This is a genomic window from Streptomyces sp. NPDC019937 (genome assembly GCF_040631655.1).
Classification (GTDB): Bacteria; Actinomycetota; Actinomycetes; order Streptomycetales; family Streptomycetaceae; genus Streptomyces.
This window is the reverse complement of the sequence record NZ_JBEYAL010000039.1, coordinates 68,794-81,689: the sequence shown is the minus strand read 5'-3', so window position 1 is coordinate 81,689 and position 12,896 is coordinate 68,794. Positions and strand designations below refer to the sequence as shown.

Annotated in this window: 8 protein-coding genes; 1 reads left to right on the top strand and 7 read right to left on the bottom strand. The window is 72.2% G+C overall.

Features of this window, described 5'->3' with window-relative positions; all coding sequences use genetic code 11:
* Positions 1-334: 334 nt before the first annotated feature.
* The 7 genes from ABZ562_RS31955 to lxmK all read right to left on the bottom strand — a co-directional run bounded on the left by ABZ562_RS31955 (position 335) and on the right by lxmK (position 8,047).
* Complete coding sequence (locus tag ABZ562_RS31955) at positions 335-1,618, bottom strand: ABC transporter permease (protein ID WP_361486290.1); 1,284 nt, start codon at positions 1,616-1,618, stop codon at positions 335-337.
* Positions 1,615-2,550, bottom strand: a complete 936-nt coding sequence (locus ABZ562_RS31950) for an ATP-binding cassette domain-containing protein (RefSeq protein WP_361486287.1) — start codon at positions 2,548-2,550, stop codon at positions 1,615-1,617. Before ABZ562_RS31950 ends, ABZ562_RS31955 begins: the two co-directional genes overlap by 4 nt.
* Positions 2,551-2,621: 71 nt before the next feature.
* On the bottom strand, positions 2,622-3,383 hold the full coding sequence (locus ABZ562_RS31945; protein ID WP_361486284.1) for a class I SAM-dependent methyltransferase: 762 nt from the start codon (positions 3,381-3,383) through the stop codon (positions 2,622-2,624).
* A complete protein-coding gene (locus tag ABZ562_RS31940; protein WP_361486282.1) occupies positions 3,380-3,997 on the bottom strand; it encodes a flavoprotein in 618 nt (205 codons plus the stop codon). Before ABZ562_RS31940 ends, ABZ562_RS31945 begins: the two co-directional genes overlap by 4 nt.
* Positions 3,994-5,799 carry an ABC transporter ATP-binding protein gene (locus ABZ562_RS31935; RefSeq protein ID WP_361486280.1) on the bottom strand — a complete coding sequence of 602 codons (1,806 nt, stop codon included), beginning with the start codon at positions 5,797-5,799 and terminating at the stop codon, positions 3,994-3,996. Before ABZ562_RS31935 ends, ABZ562_RS31940 begins: the two co-directional genes overlap by 4 nt.
* A gap of 62 nt (positions 5,800-5,861) precedes the next feature.
* The gene (locus tag ABZ562_RS31930; RefSeq protein ID WP_361486277.1) at positions 5,862-6,992 is read right to left on the bottom strand and encodes a T3SS effector HopA1 family protein; all 1,131 of its coding nucleotides are present in this window, start codon (positions 6,990-6,992) and stop codon (positions 5,862-5,864) included.
* On the bottom strand, positions 6,989-8,047 hold the full coding sequence (lxmK, locus tag ABZ562_RS31925) for a class V lanthionine synthetase subunit LxmK (protein WP_361486275.1): 1,059 nt from the start codon (positions 8,045-8,047) through the stop codon (positions 6,989-6,991). Before lxmK ends, ABZ562_RS31930 begins: the two co-directional genes overlap by 4 nt.
* Positions 8,048-9,566: 1,519 nt before the next feature.
* Here lxmK and ABZ562_RS31920 point away from each other — a divergent pair.
* Positions 9,567-12,866: a tetratricopeptide repeat protein gene (locus tag ABZ562_RS31920; RefSeq protein WP_361486272.1), complete on the top strand. Its 3,300-nt coding sequence runs from the start codon at positions 9,567-9,569 to the stop codon at positions 12,864-12,866.
* Positions 12,867-12,896 lie beyond the last annotated feature (30 nt).

Here is a 12,896-nt window from a genome sequence, read left to right as displayed (position 1 = left end):
GGGCGGGTGGCCCCTGGTCCGCGGGGGGCCCCCGGCCTATGCTACTGCTTCGTGCCACCCGGCTGGGGGTTTGTGATCCCCTTGTGGTCCATCCGGGAAGCACAGCCCCCGTGCGCGAGGCGGGCCGATCAGGCAGGTCAGTCCCTGCTCTTCTTGACCCCCGCGACGACGGCGATGAGAACGGCGAGTCCGACGGCGATCCAGAGGGCGGTGCTCATGAGGTACTCCTAAGGTGTCAGGTGGCCCGGGAGGGCGGTTCGATGTGTTCCGAGTAGGGGCGGGGGGATCGGGCCGGGCCGCTGCCCGGCGGGGACGGGTGGCAACGGGTCCGGACCTAACGCAGCCGCAGCGCCTCGGCGAGCGGCACGCGCGAGCCGCTGCGCAGCACGCTGTTGGCGTACATCCGTCCGGCGATACGGGTCATCCCGGCCACGGCGGCGACCGCCAGCACCAGGGAGAGGGCGATCTGCCAGACCGGGGCGATGCCGAGCAGCACGCGTGCCGGCATCAAAATCGGGCTGAGCGGCGGTACGAGCGACAGCCACTCGATCAGCGGATGGTGTGCGTCCTTGCTCAGCAGGCTGATGCCCAGCACGAACGGCGTGGTGATGAGCAGCATCACCGGTTGCACCACCCCCTGAAGGTCCTCCTGCCGTGAGACACGCGCGGCCGCCGCGGCCAGCATGGCGGCGAAGAGGAAGAAGCCGAGCAGGAACCAGACGCCCAGCGTCGCCAGCGTCCCGCCCACGGCGGTCGGCAGGGTGAGGGCGCCGGTGCCCTGGGCGAGCGCCACCGCGGCTCCGCCGAGCACCACGAGCTGGGTCAGGCCGACCACGGCCACACCGATCAGTTTTCCGGCGAGAAGCTGCCAGGGGCGGATGGTGGAGAGGAGCAACTCCACGACGCGGCTGGTCTTCTCCTCCACCACCCCCTGCGCCAGCATGATCCCGTAGAAGACGAAGAAGAAGTACAGCAGCCCGGTGGAGGAGAGGATCAGCGCGAACTGCTCGGCCGCGCTGTTCCGCGACGGCTCCAGTGCGTCGACCCGCACGGTGGCCGACGCCACGCGCTCCCTGAATTCCACGGGGTCCACACCCGCGCGCTCCAGTTCCCTGGTGGTGCGCTCCTCGGTGGCCGCGGCTCGCACCACGGCGAGCAGGTCCTCGTCCGCTTCACGTTCCACGGACAGCGTGAGCTGCCCGTCGGCGCGGCCGATCACGGCGGAGAGGTCCCCGTCGCGCAGGAGCCGGTCGGTACGGTCGCCGTCGACGCTGACGAACTCGACGTCGCCCACCCCTTCGGCCACCGCGACGAGCGCCGGGCGCATCGCCGAGGCCTCCCGCTCGACGCCGACCTTGGCCGGCCCCTCCTCGGAGACGAGGATGATCAGGGCATAGACGCCGAGTCCGAGCAACAGCCCCAGGGTGCTCAGCACGAAGGACTTCGTCCGCATCCTGCTGTTGATCTCCCGCCGGGCGACCAGGCCGACGGCGCGGCGGGCCGACAGCGCGCCGGGGCCGCCCTCCGAGCGGGGGGTGCCCCCGTCCGGGGCGGAAGCCTGATCCCCGTCCGGTCCCTGTCCGGTGACGTCGCCCGACGCCCGCGCCGCGGTGCTCATCGCCCGGCCCCCTCGGCCGGGTCGTCCGTGTCCGTTCCGGTGATCAGATCGCGGTACAGCTCGGTCAGCGGGGGACGTTCGGAGACGAAGGCGGAGACCGGCCCGGTGGCCAGCGCCGCGTGGAGCACCCGCTGGTCGTCCGCGCCCTTCGCCAGGCGGAGCCGGGTGCGGGTGCCCTCGCGGCTCACGACCTGCACGCCCGCCAGCCCCGCGGCCCAGTCCTCACCCGCCCGCGGGGCATCGACCAGCAGGTGGCGATCGGCGTTCTCGCTCAGCTCCTCGACCGTCCCGCAGGCGATGAGCCGCCCGCCGCCGACGATGCCGACCCGGTCGCAGACGCGCTCGACGAGCGACAGCTGATGGCTGGAGAACATGACGGGGACCCCGTCGGCGGCCCGTTCGGCGAGCACGTCACGCATGACGTCGACCGCCACCGGGTCGAGGCCGGAGAACGGCTCGTCGAGCACCAGCGCCTCCGGTCCGTGGACCAGCGCCGCGGCGAGCTGGACCCGCTGCTGGTTGCCGAGGCTCAGGTTCTGGACCTCCTCGGACGCGTACGAGGACAGCTCCAGCCTCTCGATCCACCGGCCCGCCGCGGTCCGCGCCGCGGCCGGCGACAGGCCGTGCAGCTCGCCGAGATACCGCAGGTGTTCGCCGACCTTCATCCGCGGATAGAGGCCGCGCTCCTCGGGCATGTAGCCGAACTGCCTGCGGGCGGCGAAGTCGACCGGGCGGCCGCGCCACCGGACCTCTCCCGCGTCGGGTGTGAGGACTCCGAGGATGATCCGCATCGTGGTGGTCTTGCCGGCCCCGTTGCTTCCCACGAAGCCGAACAGCTCACCGGCGCGGATGTCGAAGGTCATGCCGTCGACGGCCCGACGTCTGCCGTAACTCTTCCGCACGCCATCGACCTCAAGCGCCGGCACCACCATGTCCCGCACCTCCCCATGCAATGCGTTAACTCCCTGAAGTGTTGCGTTAACACATCACCCCGTCAAGTTAGTCATACGCTTTGGCGCTCCACCACATAGACATGCTTCTCCGTCTGATCCGTCACCGGGCTGCGGTCCCAGTCGGCCCAGCGGCCGGTCACCCGCAGTCCCGCGAGCCGGGCCATCACGTCGAACTCGGCGGGCCAGGCGTACCGGCTGACCTCCGGCACCTTCCGCAGCCCACCGGGGCCCATGATCGTGTGGACGACCAGGACGGACTGGAGCGACTGGTTCACCTGGATCGTGTCGAGCAGCAGCGCGTCCGGCGCCAGGTGGCCGACCCGGGTCGTCGCCTCGGTGAGCCGGTGGTACACCTGCGGGTCGTACGTCTCGAAGACCGCGACCCCGCCGTCCGCCAGCGCGTCGTGGATGCCGCGGAGGCAGTTGATCTGCTGCTCCTGGGTGGGCAGCATGAAGAAGGTGTTGAGCGCGGTGAGGACGAGGTCGTACCGCTCCTCGACGGCCAGCGCGCCGAAGTCGCCCACCGACGTGGTGATACCGCCCGTGGGGTCGTTCTCGTGGAGCTTCGCCAGCATCGCGGGGGACGCGTCCACGCCGTGCACCCGGTAGCCGTGCCTGGCCAGCGGGATCGCCAGCCGGCCGGTGCCGACTCCCAGTTCGAGCAGGGAGGCGGGCGCGGGGCACAGCTCCTGGAGGAAGGCGACCATGGAGTCGACGGAGGGGCCCGCGGCGGGGTACAGCGCGTCGTAGATGTCCGCCAGCGACTCCCCGTACGCGCTGCTCTCGGTCTGCCGGGATGTTTCGGTGGTCATGGCTGCCTCCGTGAGGTGTCCGTTGCTTCCAGCTCCGCCCGCAGCCTGTCGGCCGTGGCCAGCACGTCGGGAAAGGACGCGGGCGCCCATGCCTCGCGCTTCCCGCTGGTCGTACTGCGGCCGGGATGGGGCGGGACGACGATCACGTTGCGCCGCGCGCCGAGCTTGGCGGTGTGTTCCGCGTACGCCGCGCTCTCCGCGCCACCGGGCGGCAGCGCGGGTGCCAGCGCGATCGCCGCGCGCGTGCACTGCAGCGCGAGCAGGGAGGGCGAGTCACCCAGCCCGATGGCCAGTCTGGCGAGGTAGTTCAGGGTCGCCGGCAGCACCACGACCGCGTCGGGCCACTGTGCGAGGTCCACGTGCCGGGCTCTCGGCTCCGGCTCGTCGGACCACCGGTCCGTCAGCACCTCGCAGCCGCCGATGGCGACCAGCGCCTCCCGGGTGACGAACCTGGTGGCAGCCCCGGTCAGTACGTACCGCACCTCCGTCCCGGGGTGCCCGGCCTTCAGCCAGCTGGCCCAGAAGGGCAGATGGGCGGCGGTCACCGAGCCCGTCCCGATCACCAGCAGTCGCCGCACCCCCACCGGTTCGACCGCACCCGCCGTACCGGTCACCGGGCCGCCGTCCCGGCCACCGGCGCGGGCGGCACCGGTCCGCCGGCGACCGCCCGCCTCGCCGGACCACCGCGCAGCGACTGTCCGTGCACCAGCTCCTGATAGAGCGCGGAACGCGTCAGCAACTCCTCGTGCGTACCCCGGTCGACGATGTGTCCCGCGTCCACGACCACGATCAGATCGGCGTCCTGCACCGTGGAGATGCGGTGCGCGACCACGATCACCGCGCGCTCGGCCGCGAGGGTGCGCATCAGCGCCCGCAGCCGTTCCTCGTTCTCGCTGTCGAGCTGCGAGGTCGGTTCGTCAAAGATGACGATGCGCGAGTCACGCAGCAGGACGCGGGCGGCTGCCAGCCGCTGCCGCTGGCCTCCCGACAGGTCCTCGGCCCTGCCCAGCTCGGTATCCAGACCGTCCGGCAGCTCTTCTACGGCGCCGCGCAGGGCCAGCGTCTCCAGCGCCCGCCACAGTTCCGCGTCCGGTAGGTCCTCCTGCCCGAGCTGGAGGTTCTGCCGCACCGTGCCCTCGACGAGCGTGAAGCTCTGGTCGACGTAAGTGATCTCGCCGCGCAGCTGCCGCAGGGGCCACCGCTCGACCGGCGCCCCGCGGACGGAGATACGGCCCGAATCCGGCAGCAGGAAGCGTTCGGTGAGTCCGAGCAAGGTCGTCTTCCCCGCCCCGGACGGCCCGACGATGGCGGTGAGTCCCCGTGCCGGGGCCGCGAAGGACGCCTCGTGGATGATGGTGCGCCCGCCGTCCGTGTAAGTGACCGCGTCGAACTCCACCGCGGGGGCGGTCGGCGACGGCGCGACCGGAGAGGCGGCCCCGGAGTCTTCCGAGGCGATGGTGAGCACACTGTTGAGACGCATCCGGGCGGCCAGGCCGCTCTGCATCCGGGCCGCGCCCGAGACCAGCAGGGTCAGCGGCGCGACGAGTTGCAGCAGGTAGACGATGAAGGCGGCGAACTCGCCGATGCTCAGGTCCCCGGAGGCGAGCCGGGCACCGCTGGTGACCATCACCGCGATGATCGAGAGCTGTTGTCCGAGCTGCATCGTGGGTCCGACCAGGGCGGTCACCCGCGCGACCGATACGGCGGCCTTGCGGGCGTCCTCCACGCTGCGGCCCAGCGAGGACGCCACCTGACGTTCGGCGAGGAACGCCTTCACCGTGGGCAGCGACAGCACGGCCGCCGTCATCTGCTGCGACATCGTTCCGATGGCGCTCTGCTGGCGTTCCACACCACTGCGGATCGACCGCACGCACAGGAAGATGCCGACACCGGCGACCGTGAAGGTGGCGAGCACGACGATCAGCAGGACCCAGTCCAGCGTGCCCATGGCGACCAGGGTGCCGACGGCCAGGAAGAGCGAGGACGGGATCTGCGCCACGCCGACGTCCACCACGGAACGCAGTTGGGTGCTGTCGGAGTTGGCGCGGGCGACCAGATTGCCGGCTCCTTCACGCCGCACCCGCCGCAGCGGCAGGGTCAGGATGTGCGAGACGATGCGGAACCGCGCCTCGGAGACCAGGCCCTCACCGGCGCGGGCGAGCAGGTAGGAGGAGAGGGCCGCCGCCAGCCCGCCGCCCACGGCGAGGGCCGCCATCATGAGCATCGGACCGACGGGCCGTTCGTCCTCGGCGAGAGCCATCACCAGATCGCGGACCTGGAGGGGGAGGACGAGGGAGGCGGCGGCGGAGAGCAGACTCATCACCACCGCGGCGGCCACGGCGGCCTTCCGGCCCTCCAGGAGCTGCGTGAAGACACGCAGCTCCTGGGTGTCTTCAGGGCGTGGTTCTCTGGCCATGGTGAGGGACCTCCTGCGGTGTGCGGTGACATCCGGTCACCGTCGGTGCCACGGCCGACGGTTCAGGTCGCGGAGCCCTGGGTGGCCGGTGACGCGTCGTCGGTGGCGGGAGTGGGGGTGACCGAGCCGCCGGTCGGCGCGGACCGGTGGGCCGTGAGCCACGGCCAGTCGCCCGAGTCGAGATTCCGGGCGGGGTCGGCGGGGTCCACGTTCGCCGCGACGCACGCTGCCGCCAGTTCGGCGGCCGTCGGACGCTCGCGGCGCTGTTCCGCCGCGTCCACGAAGGCCCGCGCGACCACATGCGCCCGGTGTTCGCCGAAACTCAGACCGCGCATGCCCGTACGGCCGTCCTTGGGCTCCCACGCGGCCGTCACACCGGGCGCGATCACATGGGCGAACGCGGGGGCTGGCCCCTCCGGCAGGGCGGTGGCGAGGGCGGTTTCGGTCACCGCGCCGACCACATGCCAGGAGCGCGAACTCAGGTAGAGGACCATGCCGTCGTTGCGCGGCAGGCTCGCCGGATTCGAGATGATCTTCGCGCGATAGGTCGCGGAGCGGTGTTCCAGAGCGCTCAGTACGGCATGCCACAGCTCCGGCGCCGCGTCGGGGTCGGCCACCCGCAGATAGAGCCGCAGCAGATCACCACCGCCGGCGCGGCCGGTGCCGCTGTCCACGAGGAAGAAGCCGGGAGAGATGAGCGGGCGGGCCGACGGGAGGTTCGTCATCACCACCGGGCGTCCGGGATCGCCCGCCAGCCGCCCGGTTTCCCGCAGCGTCGCCGAGTCCGGGACGCCCACGCGCAAGCCGTCGATCTCCACGACCCGTCGGCCGGCGGCCGACCGTTGCCCGGTGAGGATCACCGCGGCGACCGTCTCCGGGTGCGGTGTCGCCTTCGCCAGTCGTGCCTCGAAGTCCGGCGCGCGCAGCGTCTTGACCGGCGCGCGGTCCTTGACCCCGCGCCCGGTGTGCAGCACTTCGTACACGGTGCGGGCGAGCACGAAGCGCATCGCGGACGCGGACTCGGCGGTCACCTCGTCGTCCCGTACCCAGGCCGTCCTGCCGTCCGGCGCGATCCGTACGTCCTCCAGCGCCAGCCGGAGCCCGGCCGAGAGCACCGGTCCGGGTCCCCCGTTCGCGGAGGGCCGCTCCGGTACGCGACCGGGCATGGCGATCGGTTCGATGTGCGTGCTCATGGGGCCTCCCCGAGTCCGACCGTGGAGACGAAGCTCCGCGGGTCGAGCAGTGCGGTCCTGCCGATGCCCGCCGCCGCCCGGACGATGGCCGACAGCCGGCCGCTCTCCCTGGTCGAGGCGATCAGCCGATCGATCAGATGCCATCCGGCGTAGGACGTGGCACGCACCACGAGACCGTCGTCGTCGGGGCCTGCGCCCTCGCGGTAACCGCGGTGGAACTCGGAGATCAGCGGCAGCACGCGGGCCAGTTCCTCGCTGCCGCGCGCCACGACGTCCTCGTGGGTGAGTACGGGGGAGAACGCGTCGTCCGTCTCCTGCCCGGGAATCCGCAGCACCGCGCGGTGCAGCCACTCGCCGACGTACGCCCCGACATCGCGCGCCGGATCACCGAGCCTGAATTCCTCCCAGTCGTTGACGTAGAAGGCGGTGTCGGTGAGCAGGAACTGATCCAGCCGCAGGTCACCGTGGACGGGCACACGTGCGACCCCGGCCTCGGTCGCTCGCAGCCGCTCCAGCTCCTCGAGCAGCGCGGCATCTCGCTGCAACAGCGCCCACGCCTGGACGAAGGCGCCGGTGGCGTTGACGTAGATCTCCAGCGGCAGGGACCGCAGGTCGTCGACCGGTGGGTACGGGTGGGGATCCGGCTCGGGAAAGTCCTCGGCCCGGAAGGGAAGGCGATGCAACGCCGCCAGCGTCCGGCCGGCCTCCGCCGCCATCGACTCGGTGAACTCCTGGTCCGCGGCGAGCTCGCTGCCGGACCTGACGTCGTCCAGCAGCCGGAACACCAGCAGCCGCCGCTCCTCGTCGCCCCCGAGGAATGCGGGGCGGGGGAAAGCCCGTGCGCCGCCTTCGACCAGATGCTCGAACGCCAAGACCCTCCGGTAGCGCTTCAGGGATTCCTCGGCACTCCCCCTGAGCTGTTTCACGAATACCGGATTTCCGGTGTCCGTGACACCTGACCAGTTCTCGTTCCGGCCAGGATAGGAGTAGACATCCGAAGCGCTCAGCGAGCCTAAATCGAGCCGGCTCAGCAGCTGTTCGACCGATGCGCTCACGGGACTGTCGACAGCCGACGCGGAAGACCGGACCTGCGGGTGCTTACTCTTTTCGCCTGCCACAGACGCTTTCTATCGTGGGCCGATGCCGCCGGACAACGAATTGACCGGCATCGGCCACCGGGGGCGGGGAGCTGCGGTTACGTGCACGGGGCGACCGCCCGGCGGCGCGCCCCGCCACGGCACCCGGGCGCGGTGCCGCGGGCACGGTGTCCAGGTCGGGGCCCCTGTGGGAGTCCCGGGGCCGGCGTGGCCGGTCCGGACCTTTCAGATGATTCTTCGGCGCACGGCCCACACCACCGCCTCTATCGGGGTTTCCACGTCGACGTGGTCGCATATCGAGCGGAGTTTACGCCGGAGCGTGCGGTCACTCATCTCCATGCGGCGGGCGACCTGCGCCATGCTGCATCCCTGGGAGACAAGCTGAAGGATTCTCAAGTGATCGTTTCCTAATGTGACGTGGGGGTCCCTCAAGGAACTACTTGAATTCACTTGTCAACCTTATGTTCGTCCGGCGGTGAGGCGCCGGATTTTGCGAGGCGCTTGAAGGCGCCCGGCCTGGAGCGTGAGAACGGCGCGGCGGCGCCGGCTCGCCCTGAGCCCGTGGACAGCTGGTGGGTGAATCCGGCAGGCCCGGGAACAGAGAAGCACCGCTCATGCGGCCGTGCGGCCATTCGGTATGGGTGCATCAGGTGCCGGGCGACGGAAACAGGACGCCGTGCGTGAAATTCCACTCGCTCAGCGCGCGGCGCACAGCAGCGGTTTCCCGGTGCCGCGATCGGCACGGTCGGCCACCAGGACCCGCACCAATTCAGCAGTTGCGACCCGACGGGAGAACTCTTGGCTCTCGACCCGAATTGCCGCCATGAGCGGCCATGGCCGCGCCATGACAGGAACGCGCGAAGTTCTACTTGCTCTTGACGGCCGGAGCGGCCATGACCAGCGCGGTTCGCGCCCGGAGACCGCGCTCGGCAACGGCGTCCTCGCGCGAGGCGCATTGATCAACTCGTCCAAAAAGCATGAGCTTCCCCCTTGACTGTGACCACATGACGACGCCGGACGGACACGTGGTGACCACACCTGAACGTGCCCGCCAGTATATGAACCATCGGATCCGCTTGATCAAGACTTTACCCATGTGATCGACGTCACACTGTGATCATTTTCGTTGGAATCTTTGATTCCAGATGCGCCGGACCGATTCCCGGAATTCACCACCCAGCACCTTGCCTCTCGTCATTCACGTACGAAAGGGCCGGGTTTATCCAGGTCAGCACTGCCTGGTTGCTTTCCTTTACCGACACCAGCGGCAGCTGGAACAGCCGACGCTCGGCGGCACGGGGCCCCGCGGGTCCCCGCCGAGGCGACGGACGCGGGCGGTCCCTTGACGCGGCCCGCCGGGCGGGTGAGTTGTCCACAGGGGGAGTTATCCACAGGGCTGCCGGAAATGAGGCAGAAGCGGAAGACTTGGGGAGCAACGCGCGATTCACGCGTGGCGCTCGTGCAGGAGGGGGATCACATGCCGGGCTCACTGGCCGTGCTGCGGGACAGCCACCGGACGGAGGTCGAGCGGCTGCTGACGCGGGCCGTCGAGGAGGAGGTGCGGCGCTCCGGCGGCCGCACGGACGGCGGGGTGCTGCTCAGCCGCGCGCGGGGCGCGCTGGACGGGATGGCGGCGACCGCGGCCGAGGAGTACGGCGCGTATGTGCGCGCGCTGGAGGAGGCGGAGGCCGGCAGCCGACCGCTGTCGGCGATGCTGGGGCGCGAGCGGCTGTCCACCCCGGCGCTGGCCGCGGCGGTGGCGGCGGCCGCCGCGTTCGGCGCGGACCTCACCTTCGGCACCTCGGCGGGCACCGCGCTGGGCGCGGGCGCGACCGCGGCGGTGGCGGGGTCGGCCGCGGCCGTCCTCAAGCTCACCGCGGCCCACTGGCCCGCCGCCCACCGCCAGGCGGCGCTGCGCAACCAGCCCGGCGGGCCCGAGCAGTTGCGGCTGCAGTGGCTCACGGCGGTCGAGGTGCGGGGCATCCGGCCGTTCATCGATCAGCACCGGATGACCTCGGCCGCCACCCGCCAGGGCGGCGGCCCGGCCAAGCGCTCCTCGTCCCCCACCGGCGGGCAGGTGCCGCGGCTGCGGGGCGCGGACCGCAGTCAGGCGGCCCGCAGGCGCACGGTGCTGGAGCAGTCCTTCGGCCAGCTCCCCCAGGCGGACGGCCCGTTCGCCGGGCGCCGCGCGCAGACCGGCCAGATCGCCCAGTGGGTGCACCGGGCGCGGGCCAGCACCGAGACCAGACCGACGGTGGTGCTGCTGGAGGGCCCACCGGGCTCGGGCCGCACCACGCTGGCGGTGCGGGCGGCCCATGAGCTGCGCGATCAGTTCCGGGGCGCGTGCCTGGTGGATCTGCGCGGGGACAGCGCCGAGCAGGCCCCGCTCTCGACCCGCGACGCGCTGCTGCATCTGCTGAACCGGCTCGGGGCGCCCCGCGACCAGCTGCTCTTCCGGGAGCGGGCGAGCCAGGACCAGCACCTCAAGCGGCTCACCGAGCTGTATCACCAGCATCTGACCGGGCTGCCCGTCACGATCGTGCTGGACGACGCGAGCGACGCCGAGCAGGTGCGCACGCTGGTCCCGGAGCGGTCCGACAGCCTGATCCTGGTCACCTCGCGCACCCCGCTCACCCTGCCGCCGGACCTGGCCGCGTGGGTGCACCGGCTGGAGGTCGGCCCGCTGGACGAGTCGGGCGCCGAGGAGCTGCTGCGGGTCTCCGCCGAGAACCCGGCCGGGCCCGGCCCGTACGACGGGCGGTCCGTGGAGCGGATCGCCGAGCTGTGCGGGCGGCTGCCGCTGGCGCTGCGGATCGCGGGCTCCTCCCTCGGCCCGCGCACCCCCGCCGCCCTCGCCACCGACCTCGAGGCGTACGGGCCGGTCGGCCCGGTCGAGCGCACCCTGTGGCTGCGGTACACCGACCAGCAGGAGGGCGCCCGGCGGCTGCTGCGCCGCCTCGCGCTGGCCGGGCGGGCGAGCCTGGGCGCGGCGGCGGCCGCGGCGCTGCTGGGCGCCGACCAGCAGGAGGCGGCCCGCCATCTGGACGCGCTGGGCCGCGCCGGGCTGATCCAGCACGTGCGCGGCAGCCGCTACCGGCTGCACGACCTGGTGCGCTCGTTCGCCGCCGCCCGGCTGGCCGACGAGGAGGAGCCCGAGCAGCGCACCGCCGCCCAGGAGCGGCTGATCCGCAGCTATGCCGAGCTGGCGGACTCGGTGATCCGGCTGGTCGACGGCAAGACCTCCACCCGCGCCGATGTCTTCACCAAGGGCACGGCGGGCGGCCACGGCTTCACCTCGCTGGACGCGGCGCTGGGCTGGCTGGACGACGAGTCGAGCTTCATCACCGCGGCGCTGCGCCATGCGGAGGGCGTGGACCAATCCGCGGTGCTGCATCTGCTGGGCGCGCTGTGCGACTACTGCCTGCTGCGCGGCGACCTGTACCGGCTGGGCGAGATCAGCGAGCTGACCCAGGCCGTCGACCAGGGGCTGCTGGTGCGGTCCGTGCAGTGGCGCACCGGTATCGCCGCCCGCCAGCTCGGCGAGCTGGACCAGGCGCGTACGACGCTGTCCTCGGTGGTCGACCTGTATTTCGAGGCCCACCACGAGGCGGGCGCGGCCCGCGCGCTGTGCAGCCTGGGCATCACCCTGCACCACCAGGGCAATCTGGTGGAGGCCGCGGCGAAGCTGCGCGAGGCGCTGTCCCTGCAGGAGTCCGAGGCGCTGCGCGGGGACCGGGGCTGGACGATGCACGCGCTGGCCGCCGTGGAGCGGGACCGCGGGCAGCTCGCCGAGGCCCTGGAGCTGTTGCGGCAGTCGCTGGAGCTGCACCGGGAGTCCGAGAGCCTGCACGGCCAGGCCTGGGCGCATTTCCAGCTCGGTCAGGCCTGTCTGCGGATGGGCGACGTGCCCCGCGCGGAGGCCGAGCTGCGGGAGGCGCTGGGCGCGTACGACCGCACCCACGACCAGCGCGGTGCGGCCTGGGCGCTGACCCAGCTGGCCCGCGCCCGGCTGGTGGCCGGCGAGCCGTCGGCGGCCGTGGACCAGCTGCGCCAGGCCCTCTCCCGGCACCGGGACAACGAGGACGCGCGCGGTGAGGCCTGGACCCTGTACTACCTGGGCCAGGCGCTGGAGGAGCGCGGCGACCGGGACGCGGCGGTGCGCGAGCTGGAGCGGGCCCGCACGTTGTTCAGCCGGATGCGGGATGTGTACGGGCTGGCGTGTGCCCGGCATCACTCGGCTCGGGTCACCCGTGATCTGCGGGCGGCGCAGACCGGCTCGCTGCGCAACAGCGGCTTCGCGCGGCAGCTGCTGCAGGACGCGCGGCAGGACTTCCACCGGGTGGGGGTGGCCCACGGCGAGGCGTGGTCGTGCGTCGAGCTGGCGGTGATCGACGCGGGGAACGGCCGGTCGGCGCAGGCGCTGGAGCTGGTGGACGAGGCGGCCCGGCTGTTCGCCGAGTACGGGGACCGGCGCGGCGGATCCTGGGCGAGGTTCCTGCGCTGCACGCTGCTGCCGTTCGCCTCGGCGGGCGGCTCGGTCATCGGCACGGCGGTGGCGCAGGAGGAGCTGGCGGAGCTGCTGCGGGAGCTGCGCGAGCCGGGCGCGGCCGCGGCGGGCGGGGATCCCCGGGTGGAGGAGTGCGCGGAGGCGTTCGCGCTGGTGCTGGAGCGCGGTGTGGAGCCGGAGACGGGATGGCAGGCCTGGCAGCTCGGTATGGTGCCGAGCCGCCGCTCCCGCGAGGTCATGGCCGTGCTCCCGGACCGGCCCCATGCCTGAGCCCGGACCGGCCCCCGGGCCTCGGCCCGG